The sequence below is a fragment of the Bacteroidota bacterium genome (assembly GCA_016706865.1).
Lineage (GTDB): Bacteria > Bacteroidota > Bacteroidia > Chitinophagales > BACL12 > UBA7236.
Map to the genome: position 1 here is coordinate 258,066 of JADJIS010000002.1, position 21,916 is coordinate 279,981.

14 protein-coding genes are annotated in these 21,916 nt (G+C 36.3%); 7 read left to right on the forward strand and 7 right to left on the reverse strand.

Annotated features, from left to right (window positions below; translation table 11 throughout):
• Positions 1-8 precede the first annotated feature (8 nt).
• Both IPI31_04280 and IPI31_04285 read left to right on the forward strand, forming a co-directional pair.
• Positions 9-974, forward strand: a complete 966-nt coding sequence (locus IPI31_04280; protein ID MBK7567022.1) for an AAA family ATPase — start codon at positions 9-11, stop codon at positions 972-974.
• A 798-nt stretch (positions 975-1,772) separates the two neighbouring features.
• Positions 1,773-3,671, forward strand: coding sequence for an amidophosphoribosyltransferase (locus IPI31_04285; protein MBK7567023.1), 1,899 nt, complete (start codon positions 1,773-1,775; stop codon positions 3,669-3,671).
• A 93-nt stretch (positions 3,672-3,764) separates the two neighbouring features.
• Here the strand turns inward: IPI31_04285 and IPI31_04290 are convergent, their stop codons facing one another.
• The 4 genes from IPI31_04290 to IPI31_04305 form a co-directional block, all read right to left on the reverse strand.
• Positions 3,765-4,049: a hypothetical protein gene (locus tag IPI31_04290; GenBank protein ID MBK7567024.1), complete on the reverse strand. Its 285-nt coding sequence runs from the start codon at positions 4,047-4,049 to the stop codon at positions 3,765-3,767.
• Between the two features lie 161 nt (positions 4,050-4,210).
• Complete coding sequence (locus IPI31_04295; protein MBK7567025.1) at positions 4,211-7,231, reverse strand: CotH kinase family protein; 3,021 nt, start codon at positions 7,229-7,231, stop codon at positions 4,211-4,213.
• A gap of 107 nt (positions 7,232-7,338) precedes the next feature.
• Positions 7,339-8,046, reverse strand: coding sequence for a hypothetical protein (locus tag IPI31_04300; protein MBK7567026.1), 708 nt, complete (start codon positions 8,044-8,046; stop codon positions 7,339-7,341).
• A gap of 145 nt (positions 8,047-8,191) precedes the next feature.
• Positions 8,192-9,190: a hypothetical protein gene (locus IPI31_04305; protein MBK7567027.1), complete on the reverse strand. Its 999-nt coding sequence runs from the start codon at positions 9,188-9,190 to the stop codon at positions 8,192-8,194.
• Between the two features lie 626 nt (positions 9,191-9,816).
• Between IPI31_04305 and IPI31_04310 the strand changes: the two genes are divergently transcribed.
• The 3 genes from IPI31_04310 (at position 9,817) to IPI31_04320 (ending at position 15,302) form a co-directional block, all read left to right on the forward strand.
• Entirely contained in the window at positions 9,817-11,655 is a 1,839-nt protein-coding gene (locus tag IPI31_04310) for a 2-oxoacid:acceptor oxidoreductase subunit alpha (protein MBK7567028.1), read from the forward strand.
• A 129-nt stretch (positions 11,656-11,784) separates the two neighbouring features.
• Complete coding sequence (locus IPI31_04315; protein ID MBK7567029.1) at positions 11,785-12,807, forward strand: 2-oxoacid:ferredoxin oxidoreductase subunit beta; 1,023 nt, start codon at positions 11,785-11,787, stop codon at positions 12,805-12,807.
• Positions 12,808-13,232: 425 nt separating this feature from the next.
• Positions 13,233-15,302, forward strand: coding sequence for a T9SS type A sorting domain-containing protein (locus tag IPI31_04320; protein MBK7567030.1), 2,070 nt, complete (start codon positions 13,233-13,235; stop codon positions 15,300-15,302).
• A gap of 378 nt (positions 15,303-15,680) precedes the next feature.
• Here IPI31_04320 and IPI31_04325 read toward each other — a convergent pair whose 3' ends face one another.
• The 3 genes from IPI31_04325 to IPI31_04335 all read right to left on the reverse strand — a co-directional run bounded on the left by IPI31_04325 (position 15,681) and on the right by IPI31_04335 (position 19,333).
• Positions 15,681-16,475 (reverse strand): PorT family protein, encoded by a 795-nt coding sequence (locus IPI31_04325; protein MBK7567031.1) that lies wholly within the window; start codon positions 16,473-16,475, stop codon positions 15,681-15,683.
• Between the two features lie 158 nt (positions 16,476-16,633).
• Positions 16,634-17,581: an isopenicillin N synthase family oxygenase gene (locus IPI31_04330; GenBank protein ID MBK7567032.1), complete on the reverse strand. Its 948-nt coding sequence runs from the start codon at positions 17,579-17,581 to the stop codon at positions 16,634-16,636.
• A 216-nt stretch (positions 17,582-17,797) separates the two neighbouring features.
• On the reverse strand, positions 17,798-19,333 hold the full coding sequence (locus IPI31_04335) for an asparagine--tRNA ligase (protein MBK7567033.1): 1,536 nt from the start codon (positions 19,331-19,333) through the stop codon (positions 17,798-17,800).
• Positions 19,334-19,492: 159 nt separating this feature from the next.
• On the opposite strand from IPI31_04335, the gene rpoN reads away from it, so the two are divergent.
• Both rpoN and IPI31_04345 read left to right on the forward strand, forming a co-directional pair.
• Positions 19,493-20,977, forward strand: a complete 1,485-nt coding sequence (gene rpoN / locus IPI31_04340) for an RNA polymerase factor sigma-54 (protein ID MBK7567034.1) — start codon at positions 19,493-19,495, stop codon at positions 20,975-20,977.
• A complete protein-coding gene (locus IPI31_04345) occupies positions 20,974-21,591 on the forward strand; it encodes a hypothetical protein (protein ID MBK7567035.1) in 618 nt (205 codons plus the stop codon). Before rpoN ends, IPI31_04345 begins: the two co-directional genes overlap by 4 nt.
• Positions 21,592-21,916: the final 325 nt, after the last annotated feature.

Genomic DNA, 21,916 nt, shown 5'->3' on the forward strand with positions numbered 1-21,916 from the left:
ATACCGGTATGAAAGAATTTAAAAATGATGTGGAAGCTATTGACTCACTTGCAACTGATTTTCGGGCGTTAAAATCCGAAATTGGAAAAGTAATTATTGGGCAGGATGATGTTGTGCAAAAAGTATTGTTGAGTATTTTTTCCGATGGTCATAGTTTATTGGTTGGAGTTCCGGGATTGGCAAAAACATTATTGATTAAAACTATTGCAGATGTTTTACATCTTTCTTTTAAACGCATACAGTTCACACCCGATCTGATGCCGAGTGATATTACGGGTAATGAAATATTGGATGAGAACAGAACTTTTAAATTTATAAAAGGACCTGTATTTGCAAATATTATTTTGGCGGATGAGATCAATAGAACACCCCCAAAAACGCAGGCTGCATTGTTAGAAGCCATGCAGGAAAAAAATGTTACCATAGGTGGAACATTACATAAACTGGAATTACCATTTTTTGTATTAGCCACGCAAAATCCGATCGAGCAGGAGGGAACCTATCCTTTACCCGAAGCGCAACTCGACCGTTTTATGTTTGAGATCAATCTCGATTATCCCGAATTTGAAGCAGAGATTCAAGTAGTAAAATCAACAACATCAGATAAAAAAACAGAACTCAATAAAATTATTGGTGCGGAGGAGATCATGTATTATCAGCATGTGATAAGAAGAATTCCCATTGCAGATAATGTATTGAATTATGCAGTAATGTTGGCATCCAAAACACGACCAAACACAAAAAATGCGGATGCAAAAGCCACCCAATATTTAAGCTGGGGTGCTGGCCCACGTGCATCACAATATCTGGTTCTTGGCGCCAAATGTCATGCGGCAATAAGTGGAAAATATTCTCCCGACATAGAAGATGTTAAAGCCGTAGCTCTTCCCGTTCTCCGCCACCGCATCGTTCGCAACTATAAAGCGGAAGCGGATGGAATTGGGGTGGATGATTTGATCAGGGGGATGTTATGAATTGGTGAGTGGTGAGAATGCTCCTCGTAAGCCGGATTTTCTTACTCCTGACTAATGACAATTTTTCGTGAATCGTCAATCGTGAATCGTGAGTCCGGAATATCGTAAGCCGGAAGTTTTTACTCCTGACTAATGACTCTTGACAATTGGTGAGTGGTGAGTAGGGAGTGATGAGTTTGCTCCACGTAAGCCGGATTTTCTTACTCCTGACTAATGACAATTTTTCGTGAATCGTCAATCGTGAATCGTAAGTCCGGAATATCGTAAGCCGGAAGTTTTTACTCCTGACTAATGACTCTTGACAATTGGTGAGTGGTGAGTAGGGAGTGGTGAGTATGCTCCACGTAAGCCGGATATTTTTACTCCAGACTAATGACTCCTGACAATTAATAGAAGGCTCCAACCTGGAAAATCGTTCAAAGTCAAAATCCAAAGCTCCAATGGTAGCAGTACCGGACTCACGCCTCACGATTGACGATTCACGAAAATGAGTAATGAGTTTGCTCCACGTAAGCCGGATTTTCTTACTCCAGACTAATGACTCCTGACAATAAATAGAATGCTCCAACCTGGAAAATCTTTTAAGGTCAAAATCCAAAGCTCCAATGTTAGCAGTACCGGATTCACGCCTCACGATTGACGATTCACGAAAATGAGTAATGAGTTATGAGTTTGATCCTCGTAAGCCGAATTTTCTTACTCCTGACTAATGGCTCCTGACTATTTGAACCATAATTCTTCAATTGAGGTTTCTCCTACTTATTAAGTAACTTTGCACTTCAGAAAGAAACATATTACGTGAGCGATAACATTAAGCATGAATGCGGCATTGCCCTCATTCGATTATTAAAGCCACTCTCCTACTACCATAAAAAATATGGAACTCCACTGTACGGTTTAAATAAATTGTATCTCCTTATGGAAAAGGAGCATAATCGTGGGCAGGATGGAGCAGGTATTGCAACAATTAAAATAGATCTGGCACCGGGTTATAAGTTTTTGGACAGAAGAAGAAGTATTTCTCCAACTGCTATAAAAGATATTTTCGAAGATATTTTTAAAAAAACACGCAAGATCCAGAAAAAAAATCCTGAGCTCTATAATAATACCGAATGGATGAAAAAAAATGTGCCCTTTACCGGTGAGGTTTTAATGGGACATTTACGTTACGGAACTTATGGAAGAAATGATATCGATAGTTGCCATCCATTTGTGCGCGAAAATAACTGGATGACAAGAAATCTTGTTCTCGCCGGTAATTTTAATATGGTGAATAATGATGAATTATTTCAACAATTATTGGAATTAGGACAACATCCAACACAATTTGTAGATACCGTTACAGTAATGGAAAAAATTGGTCATTTTTTGGATGATGAAGTGCAGAATTTATTTGATGAGAGAAAAGAATATCACGACAATAAAACATTAACTCAATTAATTGCAAGTGATCTTGATGTGCAGCGAATTTTAGCACGTTCGGCAAAAGATTTTGAAGGAGGATATGCAATGACGGGTATGTTCGGACACGGCGATGCATTCGTATTGCGCGATCCAAACGGAATTCGTCCCTTATATTATTATCAGGATGATGAAGTGGTGGTTGCAGCAAGCGAACGTCCGGCAATTATGACCACCTTTGATGTTCCGTTTGAAGCAGTTAAAGAATTAACTCCCGGTCACGCTTTAATAATTAAAAAGAAAGGAACAGTCCGCGAAGCAATGTGTAAACCTCCGGCAGAAAAACTTTCCTGTTCTTTTGAAAGAATATATTTCTCTCGTGGAAACGATAAAGAAATTTATGAGGAAAGAAAAAATCTCGGACGTGTATTAACGGATAAAGTTTTAAAAGCAGTAAAATACGATTTTGAAAATACAATATTTTCATTCATTCCCAATACTGCAGAAATTGCCTTTTACGGATTAATTAAAGGAATTGAAGAACATCTTGCAGTGCATAAGGCAGAGGAAATAAATAAATTAAATGGCAACAAAAATGTGGACGCCATTCAAAAAATATTAAGTCTGAGACCACGCGTGGAAAAACTCGCATTAAAAGATGTAAAACTGCGCACTTTTATTACAAACGATCACGACAGAACGGATCTTGTGAGTCACGTGTACGATGTAACCTATGGTCAGGTTAACGATAGTAAAGACACTATTGTTCTATTGGATGATTCCATAGTAAGAGGAACAACTTTACGTCAAAGTATCATTGCAATTTTAGACAGATTACATCCTAAAAAAATAATTATTGTTTCTTCCGCTCCTCAAATTCGTTACCCCGATTGTTACGGAATCGATATGAGTAAAATGGGTGATTTTGTTGCCTTCCGCGCAATGATGGAATTATTAAAAGATGCAGGAAAGGAACATATGGTAAATGAAGTTTACGAAGAATGTAAAGTAGTAAATAAATTACCCAACGAAAAAACCTACAACGCAGTAAAAAAACTCTACGATCAATTTACGGAAGAACAAATTTCCGCAAAAATTGCATCCATCGTAAAAGCGCCAACAATAAAAGCAGAGGTAGAAGTTATTTATCAAACAGTTGACAATCTTCATCTCGCAGTCCCTAAAAATTTAGGCGATTGGTATTTTACAGGAAACTACCCTACTCCGGGCGGAAATAAAGTTGCGAATAAGGCATTTATGAATTTTGTGGAGAAGAAAGACGTACGTGCATATTGATGTACCAATGTACCGATGAACAGCCGAAATGATGTACCAATTAACAGCCAAACAAACTTATTCAGTGAGTAAATTGAGGGTGTAAATAATATTTTAAAAGGCAATGAGGTTAAATTTATCTATTTTATTATGAGTAAATACATCAATTACTTTAGTCACTCTTTCAATAGGAACATCTTTGGAGATTTTCAAATATTTTTGCGAATCAACTTCAGCAATATTATTATTTATAATATAATTGTCAAGTTCCTCAACTAACAATACTTTATTGGATAGACCGGAATAATTAATTATAATACTATCAATATAAATAATAACATAAAAATCCATTGGGTTTGAAATTATTGTATCTGTTTCTATTGTAGGCGAATTAGCCACCAAAGGAATTAATGTAGTTTTTAATAAAATTGAATCATAATTATTAATAGAGTCACCATTCTGAGCTTGGCTGGTTTGGGAATAAAATATTATAAATATAAAAAGACTGTTAAACGCTTTTTTTATAATACTAAAATTTGTTCAAATTGGTAGTAATGCAATTATATTTTCATAAATGGAATTATATCTAAAATATTATTGTCGTTATATATTTTAATAAAATAGAGAGCAGAATTTAATGTACTGATATTGATCTCTGTTTTTTTATCCGATTGATCTATTTTTCCTTTCAAAATGTTTCTTCCGTTCAAATCATAAATTTCGAAAGTAACACCTTCTGCAAGTGTGCTATTGTTGTGTTCGATCGTTATTGCACCGGAACTAGGTGTGGGGTATAAACTGAAATTAATAGTTTCACCATCAGGCGGAGGGGGGATTAATTTAAATACTGCAGTGAAGGTAGTTTCGTCAACATCAACATTAGTCTCAAATGTGGGATTTAAAGTATCAGTAATAAATTGATTTGGCAACCAATACTCAAATGTATATCCTGAGTCAGCCTCAGCTGTAAGTTTTATTGGAACACCATCAAAATAAATTCCTTCCCATGGGTATATGGTTGGTTGAATTGTATTTAATTTTATAGAGCCTGCGCTATCCGGGAAAATGGTTAATGTTACCTCTACTTCTTTTATAAGTTCAAATTCCTCTATCAGATCACCTCTCACTTTATTGCTTCTGCACCCTAATTGTTGTTGGAACGTGTTGTGATTTTGTTCAAAGGTTGCCATTTGTCCATCAATATCAAATGGGTCACCCCATCGCGCATATTCATTTGGCATTTCCGCTACCATTTTATCATAAAATGTTTGTTCCGCAGCATATAAGGTATCTTTTAAATAACTGGTGTTCATGAGGTCTGCAAAACGATTTATAAAAGAATTTTTGTATGCTGTATTTTGTACACTTTGCAACCAAATATTGATGTATGGATTATCTGTGCTTTGATCCAGCATATAGCGAATGTGATTGTAAGAGCAATTAGTCCAGCCATTTGGATTCATCGATAACTCCAGATCTATCAAAGCAAAACGCCAGCGATAATTTGTTTTATCGGAGCGATATATTTTAATATTATTTCCAGGCCAATCCGTATTTCCCATCCACGATTCTCCGATAATATAATCGGTGTAATGGGCAAGATCAAAATATTGATCGGCAAGTGTCATATAATCATGAAGGCCTGGATCAATTTCATTAAATGCATTATAGTCATTAAAGAAATTTTCCGAATTTCCCTCAAGTGCTCTAAGAATTAGATTATAAAAGTAACTCAACGATAAAATTTCAACAGAATCTTCATTGATATTTTCACGCTCATCAAAAAATTCAAAATTAAATTTTTCACGCAATTCATATAAACCAAAATATTCGCCATTGATATAAACGGTTACAGGCTCCATTGCAGAATAATAATTATTGGTACCCTTACTCATCATGCTTACCTGACAAGCATCTTTTTGAGGAAAGGTAAGCCACTGATTGCTCCCGTTTCTTAAATACACTTCGCTGTATTTATCGCGAAAGGGAATATTTGGTATTAAAGTCTCATGAATAGTTTCTTCTCCCAATGCCGAATGATCAAATGTAAGTCGAAACGAATGTTGTGGATTTGACCTGCTTCCTCCTGCACCTCCATCCATGCGCATTGCAGTTCTCGTTTGAAATAATATCGGGTGATCACTTTCTTTTGTTAACCAGGAAACGTGAGCTGCTTTTATCCAATCGGAATTGTAATTATCAAAAATTCCGTTTTCTCCATACAGATTTGAATTTTGTGTCGTGACAAATAATATTGGTGTACTGTGATCAATATCAAATAAGTAGGTGCCATATGCATCAACGCTTGCTAAATAATTACTTGCAACAAGAGGAAAAATTTTAGCCCTTATTACCCTGGCGCCTGATATTAGCAAAGAATCGTCAGGGAATTCCGGTGATGAAAATATTGGATCACTTCCATCTAAGCTATAAACTACCTTGGTTAAAATAGCTTCGGGATTCGGGTTATTTATTTTAAGATAGAAACTACTATTAAATATTCCAGAGGCAACAGATAAAATTGGAGATTGCAATGTATCCGTAAATAATGTTGCACTATTATTGGACATGCCGGGGCTTGGCGACATCCAGGAAACAATTTCTGATGCATCAGGAGTAAGTCCAACAGAAATATCTGCTTGTGGTGATGCTATATTTAATGCACTAATATTTGTACCTGTTGGGTCAAACAAATAAACAGTTTCTCCTTCAGAATCAATTTTGAAATTTGTATGATTTAAATATCCACCTAAAGGAAATAAATTACCTGTCAAATCATTTAAAGTTGTTGCATTAATGGATATATCAATATAAGTATAAAAGATTGTATTGGTAGAGACAACCTGAAAGCCAATTGAATTTATTGGTCCGGCAACAATTCCTGCTTCTATCAATTCGCTCGCATGTATTAGTATTTGGTGACGTGCACTCCAATACCAATTTCCATAGGGTGCGGGGTAATCTGTATTGGAATTTTGAATTGTTCCATAATCTAATATAATATCGTTTATCTTAAGGTTTGGCCTCTGTGAATAGGTGGCACCAAATGGCGCTGAGCATGAAGCATCACTCCCATCATTAAAGGTTGCTGCAGTGGATACATATGGAGTAGCAGTTTGTAAAAAAATGGCGTTTTCAGTATACCCTGTATTTAAATAAGAACAAATATTTAAAACCAAATTACTTACACCATCCCATTCAAATGTTGAAGTAAAATTATGTGTATTCCATCCAACAACCGGAGAATAATCAATATCATTAACGGCATTTAAAAAGGGAGCAGTTTGATAACGATCTTTTTCACTGCAAAAAATTTGTTTGTATTCGTCAGGAGCAATAACCAATCCTGATAAAGGCCACTGTTCCGGTTCTGAAAGTTTGTCGCTTAAAGTGTAATCTGTAAGGTCAACAGTAGATCCTCCTGCGTTATATATTTCTATCCAATCTTCATTCTCACCATCTTCATCAATTCCTCCAATATAATTTTTATTGCAACCTTCATTAATTACGATCTGGGCATAATTCTGTTGAAATATACCAAAAAGTAATCCAAGGGATAGACATAAAGATTTAAAATGCATAACGTTCAATTATAATATATGGTGGATTTCACACTAGGTTAGATATTAATTGTTTCAATTCTGATCACGTTGCACTTTGTAAAACATTTGCAGAACTTATTTTTCTATTATTCTTTATTCGCTGTCATGATTTGTATCACCCCGAAATCATTTGCAGTTTTTGCCTTTTTTATTGATTCATCACCTTCATAATTCTTATAATATGCGGTCCAGATCAACCTTTCCTTAATTCGCATAATATTCGCAATGGCAACAACAAGCATTTCTTCCAACTCCGTTTGATATTTTACAATCATTACATAGGATCTTACATCTTCCAATGGTGTATAGTTTTCGATGAGAATTGGTTTGCCGATGGTCAGATAGTCTAAATCTTTATCTATATTCTTTTTCAGGTCGTCCCAGTTTTCAGATATAAAATTATTTGTAATCAGTTCTGCCATTTCATTCAGTTCCGCAGGTTCCATTTTTTTATTCTGCAAACTATTGGTTGCGTAAATTTGAAAATAATCATCAAAGGTAATTTGGTCGATATTTTCAACTTGTTTAAAAATAGTATCATTCACATAATAAGCTAAAATGGAATTTCCATCATAATTGAATGCATCCGCTTTCGCTTTTACTTTAGGATTTGTGTAACATTCATGCATACCCTCCATTGCAGGGAGACAAATTTGTATATCACCAAACGTGGCCAACCTTTCGCATTTCCCTGCAGTAATATTGCCATTGGCGTCATTTTCGAGTTGTTTTTCACTAGGTGCACAACTCAAAAATATTATCAGTAGTGTTAGAATAGATAACAAGTTCTTCATAAATAGATGCTTTTGTTGGATTAGTTTGAGTTATATCTCGATTCAAATCTAATAATTCTTATGGGCTTTACAAAAAACATGTATTAGCGATATTCATATAATTATCCGACTTAACAATTTTTACGGGTAATTACTATTAGTTTAATTAGTAATAAGTATATTCATTAGTTTCTTCAGAGGTTAATTCCCATAATTCCTTTTTGTATATATATCGCTTAACGTTTAATAAAAGTTTAGAATCTGAAAATGTATAAACATGCTTAAGATCTTCAACATAAAAGCCAGCTTTCTCCTCCAAAATTTCAACTTGATTATTTTCAAGATATTTAATTTTTGTTAATTTAATATTTTCTTGCTGACCTGAAAGTTGACTTTCTTTCTTTAATTCAATTAGACCCTGGTCATTATATTTATACTCCCATTTTAAACTGTAATCGGTGTCATAATTAGATGCACTTATTGCCTTTGTAAAAATAGTTGTTGATAGTCGATTCTGTTCATCATAATAGTAAATGGTTTTTGATAATACTGTATCAACAAATAAGTTATTCGGGGTAACAAAATATTTGCGTAATACTGAATCCCAATATCCGTTTTGATTGCTAAAATATTCAACTGTTTCAACTAAGTCATCTTCAACATATTTCTGTTCAGAAATTAGACGGTTGTTTTTATAGTTATATACTGTTGAATCAGTTCCTCGTAAATTCTCCGGCCAATAATCCCCCTTTGTATGCATTCCAACTCTTAAATTTCTTTTGTATTTATAAATTCGTGAATAACTCAACAAAATGGTATCTCCCTCTTCTATTTTTTGAAAGGAAGCGTTACTGCTTAAAAACTTTAATCCACGGTATTTGTAATTATGTTTAAAAATATAGTTATTTACATAATCAATATCTAAGTTTCCCTTTTCTATCCCGTTTCTATAAAATTCAATTATTTCAATTGAAGATGTGTCAGAAATATTTCCATTGAAAGCAGTAGTTAACCTTGTCATTGAAGCAATATTATTTTTGGAAATAGTTTTAGTATAATTATTATTGTCACTTCTCAGCAAAGGTTCATTAAAAAAAATTATCTGCGTTTGACTTTTTACAAAACCATTAATCATAAAAAATACAAAGAAAATAGGAATTCTCATCCAATAAAGATACTTAGCTGATTGTTTTATTAGTCATCAATTCGCAATAAACTGAAACAAACCATCCTTGCTTAAAATAGAAATTCTTCCATTGTAAGTTTTTGCTTCTCCCAACTCAGACCTCACAGGTTTCCCAAACCTGTGAGGTCGAGCAGCATTCCTAAACCTGTGAGGTCGAGCAGCATTCCTATACCTGTGAGGTCGAGCGATGGACATTTGTTAATTTGTTAATCTGGTAACTGGGTAATTGATACATCCAAGAGCTAACTGCACAAATTTAAAGTACCCCATATTTTGGTGATTCTTATCATCTTTTCCGGTGAAACTAACACCTCAGTGAGTTCGAAAAATAATGACCTGAGCAGAATTCCTCCATTTGCTAATTCCTGTCCGAATGCGAAGCGGGCGGATGCTAATCCCGAATGCGCCAGCATTCCCGCTAATTTGCTAATCAGTCACTGTTTCCAATTGTATCTAAAATCTCCCGGTGTTTCCTAATTCCGGCTGTTCCCGTCGGTAGACGGGCAGGCATTGGTACATTAATTTCATCGGTACCCGTCAAAAAAAAAGCCGGGCAGGCATTGGTACATTTTCCCTACCTTTGCACAAATTTTCTCTCAAAAATTATGGAAATTCAAGTTCTTGAAGACGTAGTGATCAAATTTGCCGGCGATAGCGGTGACGGTATGCAACTTACCGGCGGACAGTTCACTACAAATACAGCCCTTTTGGGTTCCGATCTGGCAACTTTTCCTGACTTCCCTGCCGAAATTCGTGCACCGATAGGTACTTTACCGGGTGTTTCGGGATTTCAGTTACATTTCAGCAGCCGCAAGATCTACACTCCCGGCGATCTGTGTGATGTTTTGGTGGCTATGAACGTGGCTGCTTTAAAAGTGAACCTTACCGCAATTAAAAAAGGCGCTATCGTTATTGTAAATACCGATGGTTTCGATGCAAAAAATATGCGTCTCGCCAATGCTGCCACCAATCCTTTGGAAGATGGCACTTTGGAAGGTTTTGAAGTGATAAAAATTGATGTTACAAAACTTACCCGCGAAGCACTTTCTGATATCACTATGGGTGTTAAGGAAAAAGACCGCTGTAAGAATATGTTCGTGTTGGGATTCCTTTATTATATGTACAGCAGATCAACGGATTCCACAGAACGTTTTTTAACTGCTAAATTTTCAAAAAAACCGGATATACTTGAGGCTAACCTAAGAGCTTTAAAGGCTGGATATAATTATGCAGATACCACAGAAGTATTTTCTTCCCGCTATAAGGTAGAAGCAGCAAAATTAGATCCCGGAACTTATCGCTCTATCATTGGAAACGATGCGGCTTCCATGGGCTTTATCGCAGCATCTCAAAAATCGGGGTTGCCTTTGTTTTTAGGTTCTTATCCTATCACTCCGGCATCAGATATATTACATTTTTTAGCAAAATATAAAAATTTCGGTATCCGCACATTTCAGGCGGAAGATGAAATTGCAGCCATTTGTTCGGCAATAGGCGCCGCTTTTGGTGGTCATTTAGCATTAACTACTACCTCGGGACCTGGGATTGCACTTAAAGGCGAAGCAATTGGACTTGCAGTGATGTTGGAAATGCCTTTGGTTGTTGTAAATATTCAGAGAGCAGGTCCTTCAACAGGAATGCCTACTAAAACGGAACAAGCCGATCTTTTACAAGCACTTTACGGCAGAAACGGTGAATGCCCGATGCCTGTAATTGCTGCTGCAACTGCAAGTGATGCATTTGAAACGGCTTTTGAAGCCTGCAGAATAGCTTTACAGCATATGATCCCCGTAATGTTCTTGAGTGATGGTTATATCGCAAACGGAGCAGAACCTTGGAAATTCCCTAAAGCGGAAGACCTTCCGGAAATTAAAGTGGAATTTGCAAAACCAATTGAAGACGGTGAAACTTATTTACCATACAAACGCGATGAAAAATTATCCCGTCCATGGGCAATTCCCGGAACAAAAGGATTGGAACATCGCATTGGCGGATTAGAAAAAGAAGCGGAAACAGGAAATATTTCTTACGATCCTGAAAACCATGAATTCATGGTGAAACTGCGTGAAGAAAAAGTGGAACGCATCGCTGATTATATTCCACTCCAAAAAATTGAAAGCGGTCCTGAAAAAGGAAAAATTTTAGTATTGGGATGGGGTTCAACATATGGCTCTATTCAAAGTGCAGTTAATCATTTATTAGCTGATGGTTATACAGGAATTGCACACGCACATTTGCGTTATATAAAACCTTTCCCTAAAAATTTAGGAGAGATATTATTTAATTACGACAAAGTAATTATTCCTGAAATTAATAACGGACAATTAGTAAAAGTGATCAGAGATAAATTTATGATTCCTGCAATTGCGTATAATAAAATTAAAGGAACACCGATTACGAGTACGGAATTAATTGAAGTTATTCTTAAAGAATATGCTGATTAAAATGTACCGATGAACAGCCAAAAGATGTACCGATGTACCAATTAACAGCCGGTTAACGAAACATCATAAAATTGAGTTACCGGCAGAACTAAATTAATAAATTACCAGATTATCAAATTAATAAATATCATGAGTGAAACGATTCAATTAACAGCGAAAGATTTTCAAACTGACCAGGAAGTACGGTGGTGCCCGGGTTGTGGTGATTATTCCATTTTAAAACAAGTACATACCGTTTTACCTGGTTTAGGAATTGCCAGAGAAAATATTGTGGTGGTGTCTGGAATCGGCTGTTCATCGCGGTTTCCGTATTATACCAATACTTTCGGAATGCACAGTATTCACGGTCGCGCAACTGCTGTTGCCTCCGGATTAAAAGCTGCTCGTCCCGAATTATCTGTTTGGATAGTTACGGGTGATGGTGATGGTTTATCCATCGGTGGAAATCACATGATACATTTATTGCGCAGAAATTTTAATGTGAATATTTTATTATTCAACAACGAAATTTATGGTTTAACAAAAGGGCAATATTCTCCAACATCACCGGTTGGAAAAGTTGCTAAATCAACTCCTGTTGGAAGTATAGATCATCCATTTAATCCTGCAGCTTTGGCATTGGGTGCCGATGCAACTTTTGTTGCGAGAAGTATGGATAGAGATCCCGCACATTTACAGGAAGCATTAATTCGTGCAAATGCACATAAAGGAACTTCGTTCTTAGAAATATATCAGAATTGTAACATTTTTAATGATGGAGCTTTTGAAGCATTTACAGAAAAAGCAACAAAAAAAGAAAATGATATTTTCGTTCGTCACGGTCAACCTTTGGTTTATGGTGATGGAGATAATAAAGGAATTAAATTAGATGGATTTACTCCAATTTCTGTAGATCTTACTGCAGGATTTTCAAAAGATGATCTTTGGATCCACGACGAAACAGATATTTATAAAGCACAAATATTAGCGCGCATTTTTGACAACCCGGCAAACGTAGGACATCTTCCTCGCCCTTTCGGAATTTTTTATGCAAACAGCGCTCGACCTACCTATGAAGATATGATGACCGAGCAATTAAATGCAGCTTTAGGAAAAGGTGTTCCCGATCTTGATAAATTATTGAGAGGATCGGAGATTTGGGAGATCAAGTAGGGGACATAGGAAGTAGGACATAGGACATAGGATTGACATAGGACATGGGAAGTTGGACATAGGACTGACATAGGACATGGGAAAGCGGACATAGGACGCATTACCTTGGAATCAAACCTTGGAATTTGAAAAAATATCTGGGAGTGAAAGTGAGGCTCTCGCTCCCAGCGAGGGTCTCACTAAAGGTACAACACCAAAATTTCGCAAGAAATTTAAACTCCTTTCTCCTCTCTCCTTTCTCCTTTTTAGTATCAGGTATCAGGAATCAAGTATCAGGAAAAGAAACCTTGAAATCTCATAAAATTTCGCAAGAAATTTAAACTCCTCCCTCCTTTCTCCTCTCTCCTCATTTTGATTATCCAAAAAAATATCTCTACCTTTCGTCACCATTTGAGCGTTACACGACCTAAATTCAAAAAAATCATATGAAAAAGATCTTACTTTTATTATTGGCAGCAGCGCCTTTCGTTGTACAAAGCCAATGTACCACCACTAATGCCACAGATTGCGATTGTTTGGACGGTGGTAACAATTGCGACCTGTTACCGGACATTACATCCTCCGACGACCTTTTAATGGAAGCGGGCTCCCTGATCGAAAATCCGGGTGAAATTCTGCTTTCCGTTGGAACTCCAAATATTGGTCACGGACCATTGCGAGTGGTTGCCACGGATTATTATGTATGTGGTGGTGATACTATTTTAGATGCCACAGGCTTGGAAACATGCCCTGATGGATCTGCTCCTCACCAAATAATTGACCAAAGAATTTATCATAAAAACGGTTCTACCATGACATATTGGGATAAAAATGCCGGTTCTATGACCTACCATCCCGACCACGGTCACTTTCACACTGATAATTGGGGAGTATATACTTTGCGAAAACCAGTTGATGGAGTTGATGATCCTACCGAATGGCCAATACTTGGTTACGGAACAAAAATGGGATTCTGTTTAATGGATCTTGCAAATTGTGCTTCGCCGGGAAACTACGGTCATTGCCGTGAGGATGATGGAACAGTTATCACAAACGATATTGAAAATTATGGATTAGGTGGTGGCAATTATAATTGTGCTATTACTAATCAGGGTATTTCTGTTGGTTACTTGGATATTTATGATTATTACCTCGATGGAATGACCATTGAAGTTCCTGCAGGAGTTTGTAATGGCGATTATTATATCGTTGTGGAAATTGATCCGAACGGAAATTATTTGGAAGAAAGTGATAATAACAATGTGAGTGCAGTGCCTTTTACATTAACTGATCAACCGGAAGATGTTACTTCATTACCTGTAAACTATTCAGGTGGATCTATGATCACTCCCGGAACATTAACTATTTGTGCAAGTGAATCCATTGAATTAAGTACTTCTCCTATCGGAATTTCTTATACCTGGTCGAATGGTGCAACAACTAATACAATAACTGTTACCGAATCTGGTGAATATTATTGTTTTGTTGAACGTGAATGTGGCGATTTATATACCGATACTATTACCATAGAATTTATTGAAACCACACCTCCAACAATTGCTGCAGTGGAAGCAGTATGTGCAGGATCACCTGCAATGATAACTGCAACTGCCGATGGAGTTGTAAATTGGTATGATGCTGCAATTGGCGGAACCTTATTGGGAACGGGAACAACTTTAACAACTGCAGATCTTTTTGAAAATACAACCTTTTACGCAGAAAATATAGATGAAACAATTACTTATATAGATGCATATGTTGGTCAGGTGGATCATGAAGGATCAAATTACAGTACTGGTTCTCCATATAATGGATATGAGATATTTGATGCTTATGAAGATATTACTTTGTCTTCTGTAAAGGTTTATACTGATTATCCCGGTGAGCGTCAAATTGAATTAAGAAATGCTGCAGATGTAGTTGTTGAATCTTTATTAATTGATATACCTTCCGGAACAACAATTATCGATTTGAATTTTGATGTTCCTGCAGGAACAGGATATCGTTTAGGAACAAATGATGCTGTTAATGATGATACATTCGGAGAAATTTCTCCATTTTTAAAACGCAGTACTGCCGGAACTGATTATCCTTATAATATCGACGGATTGGTAAGTATTACAAACAGCAGTTTTGATGAAAGTCGTTTTTATTATTTCTACGATTGGCATGTAACAGGAACAGGAATATTTGCATGTCCGAGTGAAAGAGCATCTGTTGCTGTGGAAGTAAAAGTATGTTCTGCAATAGGAGATATTTCTTCCTTAAATTCATTTAATGTATATCCAAATCCTGCAAATACAGAATTTAATATTTCATTAAATACAACCCCGGTAGAAGAATTAATTATAACCGTTACAAATGTTACAGGTCAGCAGATATTTAATAAAACAATTTCCAATGCAACCGGTGAAATAAATGTGCCTGTTAATATATCCGGAAATGCTTCGGGTGTTTATTTGGTAAAAGTTGTTTCAGAAGGAAATGCAGTGAGTAAAAATATTATAGTAGAATAAGTATCTCACCAAACATTAAAACCGCCATGCAGAAATTGCTGGCGGTTTTTTTTATTCATTTATTTTATATTGAAAATTATCTTATGTAAAACTAAAATGATCCGTTCATTCCTTCACGGTCTCTTTTGCATAAATAACATTCTTCGTAAATATGGTAATTAGATATAACCCTGAAGATATATTAATTATATTAAATTCGGAATTAGTAGAAAATTAGTATGATTGATAAATTATTTGGATTGCGAAAGATGAGATTGTAAACCATAATTCCATATCTGAAATTTCGGTATAAAACTTTTAATCCAGTTTTTATTCTGCATAAATTAAAAAACCCCTGCAATAAATTACAAGGGTTTATAATAATAATTTAATTAGTTACTATTTTGAATCCCCCTTTGCCGGAAACATATAATGTATCCCAACATAAATTCCCCCAAAAAAATTATGTGATGATGCATAACCTTGCACATTTCTGGTTGGTTCTGAATTAATATCTGTTAATCCATAATATACCTTTATTGCAGGTGTAACAAATAGATTATCATTAATATAAATATCAACTCCTGCATCTGCAGAAAATCCGAAGTCCAATTTTGAAAAATAATCTTCCGCAGGTTCAATTTCACTTGTTTTAGCAAAGTCTGCAACTACGGTATCAAGAATTATACTATTATCCAGAGTTATAATATTTCCATCATCAAAAACATCCGCTTCAAATGTTTGATCTGCTGATAATAATAAACCAATTGTTGGTCCAACCATTAGGTGATAGGAAATAATTGATTTTTTTGCTCGGGTAGACTGATAACGGAATAAAATTGGAATAGATAAATAATTAAGATCCACATAACGGAAGGTTTCCACTTTTAATCGTTTGCCCTGACCATCATCCGCCAGACTAAAAGAGCTCGACACATCAAAATAATCCTGACCCACCGGCGCGTAATTCAATTCGAGCTGCACACCCATATTATCCGTAAAATTATATCCTAAAGCAACACCTGGAACTACCCCGAAGGTTCTGGTATAGTCAAGCTCCTTGTAACCATAAATATTCTGGTTTACGATCCAAACGCTGTTGAATCCGGCATTTAATCCTGCATGAAAGCCGGTTTGACCAAAGGCATTAATTGTTGCAATGGATAGGATAAGAAAGAGTATTCGATTTTTCATATTTATAATTTAAAGGTTTTACACTGTATGGTTTAATATTGATGACCCAAAAATAGCTATTACAATTGTATGAATTATTGCATAGTCAAATTTTTTGTGACAAGTTTAAATAATTAACCGAAAAATAAAATCAAACCTAAGTTTATTAATATCCAGGGTTATTTTTTTAAACCGATCTCCCGGAGTCTTTCGTTCAAATATTCTCCTGCGGTGATTGACTCGTAATTGATCGGGTTTTGTGTGGTAATACAAGAGGGAAGACATGTGAGGTCCATTTCCGATTTAGGGTGTAAAAAGAACGGTATGGAGAATCGTGGAGTGTGCCATCTTTCGCGTGGAGGATTCACAACTCTATGTGTGGTTGATTTTAATTCGTTGTTGGTGAGGCGTTGTAACATATCGCCAACATTAACTACAATTTCGGTTGGGGCGGTTTTTACTGCAACCCAGTTTCCGTTGGTATCCATCACCTCTAACCCATCTGCACTTGCGCCAACTAATAAAGTGATCAGATTTATATCCTCATGTTGTTCTGCGCGAATTGCAGATGCAGGTTCCTGTGTTATTGGCGGATAGTAAATTGCTCTTAAAATAGAATTACCATTGTGAATTTTATCATCAAAATAATATTCATCCAAACCTAAGAACAAGGCAAGAGATTGCAATAAAAAACGACCGGAATTTTCAAAACTTCTATATAGTCTGTATCCAAGATCATTAAATTCAGGTAACTCGCTAACCTTTACATTTTCGGGATAATTATCAGAAACCACTTCACCGTCAATCACCGTTTGGCCAATTTGCCAGAACTCTTTTAAATCAGCCGCCTGACTGTGTTTCGCGTGTTCTTTTCCGAAGGAGGTATATCCGCGTTGTCCCGCTAATCCAGGAACTTCATATTTTCTTTTGATATTTTCCGGGAGAGCAAAAAAATCTTCCACCGATTTATAAAAATCGTCAACTAATTTTTGATCGATCCCATGATTTTGAACAGCCACAAAGCCGACATCCTGGTAAGCTTTTCCAAGTTCAGCAACAAATTTCAGTTTCCTCGTATTATCTCCCGAGGTGAAATCAGCAAGGTTTACGGTAGGTATGGAGTTCATGAAGGTAAAATTAATGAAAAATGAGTGATGAGTAATGAGTTTACTTCGATTAGGAGGATAATTTGATTTCTACATTAATATTTCACTACGGAGGATACAATAATCGGCAGTCGACCTCATTACTCATTACTCATCACTCATTGATCCAAGTTTAAATTCGGAGGATACAATATCAGGACTTCGGCATACTCACCACTCCCTATTCACTACTCACCCCTAGGGTTCCAATCTTCCGTAAAATCTTGGAAAAGGAATAGATTCCCTGATATGCTGACTTCCGCTGATCCACATTACCATACGTTCGAGGCCGAGGCCGAAACCGGCATGGGGAACTGAACCATATTTGCGCAGATCGAGATACCATTGGAATGCTTCAACCGGTAATTGTTCGTGTTTGATGCGTTCGAGCAACATATCGTGATCATCTTCACGCTCTGCACCACCAACTATTTCACCATATCCTTCCGGAGCAAGTACATCCACACCTTTTACATATCTCGGATCTTTAGGATCGCGTTTCATGTAAAATGCCTTGATAGCTGCCGGCCAGTTATAGACCATTACCGGGCAAGAAAATAATCTTGTTAATACCGTTTCATCAGATCCCCCAAAATCATTTCCATGTTCGAAATTTTTTGCAGAAAGCAGCCATTGAGGAATATTATCCGCCTTTTCCTGCAGATCTTTTATCTCATTTTTTAAGGTGTCGATCTTATTTTTATTGAAGTTGATCTCTCCTTGTTTTAATGCACCACCGCTGATCTTATTTTCGCGTTCTGTAATTTCATTTTCTAAAGTTGTGATCTTTTCTTTTAGTTCGATCAGATCATTTTCCAATGTTTTAATACTGTTTTTTCCATCCACATCCTTTTCTCCGCGTATAATTTTTACAGCATCATCATAATGAATTCTTGGGAATTGTAAGGATACTGCATTGGATAAAAATGTGATGTTCCGCTCCAAAATTTCAAGTTCTTCTTTGCAGTTTTCCAAAACATCGGCAACCACCGATTTTAAAAACTGTTCGATAAGATCCATGTCCATATCGAGATCATAAAATGCCATTTCGGGCTCTATCATCCAAAATTCGGAAAGATGGCGTCTAGTTTTACTTTTTTCGGCGCGGAATGTTGGTCCGAAGGTGTAAATTTTACCATGCGCAAATGCAAGAGATTCGCCGTACAACTGGCCGCTCTGACTTAAATAGGCTGGTCTTCCGTAAAAATCGGTTTCAAATAGGGTGGAGGTTCCTTCACAGGCATTTCCTGTAAAAATAGGAGCATCCATTTGCAAAAAATCGTTTTGTTGAAAGAAATTATGAATGGCAAAAATTACCCTGTTGCGCAAACGCATCATGGCCCATTGTTTTTTGCTTCGCAGCCACAAATGGCGATTATCTATCAAGAATTCAATTCCGTGTTCTTTTTTAGCGATAGGATATTCATCGGCGATCTGAATAATTTCTAAACCGGTAACCTGTAATTCATATCCCCCCAATTGACGTTCATCTTTAACAACGGAACCTACCAGGGTGACGGAACTTTCCATGGTAAGTTTTTTTGCATCTTCAAAAACCTCGGCATTTACCTTATTAGCATCCACCACACATTGTGAAAATCCACTTCCATCGCGCAAAATAATAAAAACAAGCCCCTTGCTTTCGCGTTTATTGCTCACCCATCCCTTAAGTGTTACCTCTTTTCCCTCAAACTGATGTAATTCCCGAATGTATTGAAATTTTTCTATTCGCATATAATAAAAATTAATGGGTGCAAAATTACGATGAATTTTTGGTGATGAAGCAAGGCGCAGTTGAATTCAATAATCAATTTTTTCTTTTAATACAATAGAAAAAACACTTAAAGAGAAATTATTTCGGGGTAAATTTGGGGCGGGTTAGATAAATAAGAAATGTTACACCAAAGACTTAGTCAGAAATTATTACAAAAATTATCGCCGCAGCAAATTCAGTTAATGAAATTGTTGCAAGTGCCTACCGACCAATTGGAGCAGCGCATAAAGGAAGAGTTGGAATCAAATCCGGCACTGGAGGAAGGAGATAATGAAGAGGAAGAACTTACAAGCACAGAAGAAATGTTCCGCGAGGAAGAAGGGGGCAATGAGGAGGCAGGTGACGAAAAGGATGATGCTACAAATGATGAACTCGATCTGGATGATTATATCAACGACGATGAAACGGCGGATTATAAAACCAGGGATGACAATTATGGTGATGATGACGAGGATAATAAAACCGTGCCTTATGCAATTAACGACACCTTTCACGAAAACCTAAGCAAACAATTAGGTATGTGCGATATGGATGAACGCCGTGAAAAAATTGCACAACAGATCTTGGGAAGTATTGATGATGACGGATATTTAAGAAGAGAAATTTCTGCAATTGTTGATGACCTCGCTTTTTCACAAAATGTTGTTACCGAGGAGGAGGAGATCATTGAATTATTGGATATGATACAAGGATTTGATCCTCCCGGAGTTGGTGCACGTGATCTAAGGGAATGTTTATTATTACAACTCGAAAGAAAATTACATACCAAAAGTGTAAAAACGGCGATCAATATCGTAGAGAATTATTTCGAAGAATTTACGAAAAAACATTACGAAAAATTAGCAAAACATTTAAAGGTTGAGGAGGATGAATTAAAACCTGCCGTTAACGAGATCATTAAATTAAATCCAAAACCGGGTGGGTCGGCTAAAGAGGATGGCGGCGCTGCATTTCAATATATTATTCCTGATTTTACCATTATTAATAACAATGGCGAACTCGAATTAAAATTAAATTCACGTAATGCTCCCGAATTACATGTGAGTCGCGATTTTAAAGAAATGGTTGTCGACTATAAAAAAAGTGCATTAAAAGATAAAAAACAAAAGGAAGCCATTTTATTCATCAAACAAAAAATTGATGCTGCTAAATGGTTTATTGATGCAATAAAACAACGACAACATACATTATGGAGTACGATGTATGAAATTATGGTACATCAATACGATTTCTTTTTAACGGGTGATGAAACACAAATGAACCCGATGATATTAAAAGATATCGCCGAAAAAACAAACCTCGATATTTCAACGGTAAGCCGTGTTGCCAATAGTAAATATGTACAAACGGAATTCGGAACTTACTCCTTAAAATTCTTTTTCAGTGAATCATTATCTACGGATTCGGGCGAAGAAGTTTCTACGCGTGAAGTGAAGAAAATACTTTCCGGTTTAATAGAAGCAGAAAATAAAAAAATTCCTTTAAGCGATCAGGAATTAATGGAAGATTTGCGCAAACGCGGATATAATATTGCAAGAAGAACTGTGGCAAAATACCGTGAACAACTGGATATTCCTGTGGCGAGGTTAAGAAAGGAATTATGATAAAAAAGATCTTCGGTCACTTTTTTTCCATCCTTTTTGTTCCGCTACTGCTACCTCTTTATGGATCAGTTTACGCTATTTATTCAAATCCATTTACGTATCCTGATCAGGGAATGAATATGTTGATGTTGTTGCGTGTAGGGTTACTCACTTTTGTTTTTCCTGCTTTTACCATTTTATTATTAGCTGCATTAAAGTTTATTAAATCGGTGGAGGTTTATGAACGGCAGGAACGAATTATTCCCTATATCACTGCAGGTTTTTTTTATATCTGGGCTTTTTATGTTTTTTATAAAGAAGAATTTTATCCGCAGATAACTTTTATATTATTAGCTTCTACCATCGCTGTTTTTTTAAATTTCATGATCAATATTTTGGTGCTGAAAGTAAGCATGCATGCAAGTGGAGCAGGAGGAATGATCGCTACTATAATGATCTTACTTCCTTATGCACATTATAACTCTCTCGGAATATTTATCATTACTATTTTATGTGCAGGCTGCATAGGAGCAGCACGTTTAGTATTAAAAGCCCACACCGAACGCGAAGTATATCTCGGATATCTGACGGGTTTTTTTAGTTTTATGGTGGCGTATAATTTTTTCCACTTTTGATCGCAGGTAAAGTTTTGGATCACAGATTTTAGGGATTTCGCGGAGTTCGCAGATTTTAATAGTCAGGAGTCAATAGTCAGGAGGAAAAAGATCCGGCTTACGAGGATAATTCACTCAATTGTCAATAGTCAGGAGGAAAAAGATCCGGCTTACGATGATCATACTCACTACTCCCTACTCACCATTCACCCATTGTCATTAGTCATTAGTCAGGAGGAAAAAGTTCCGGCTTACGAAAAACCGGACTCACGATTCACGATTGACGATTCACGAAAAATTGTCGAGATTCATTCGTTAGGAGATCAAACATCCAGCTTACGAGGAT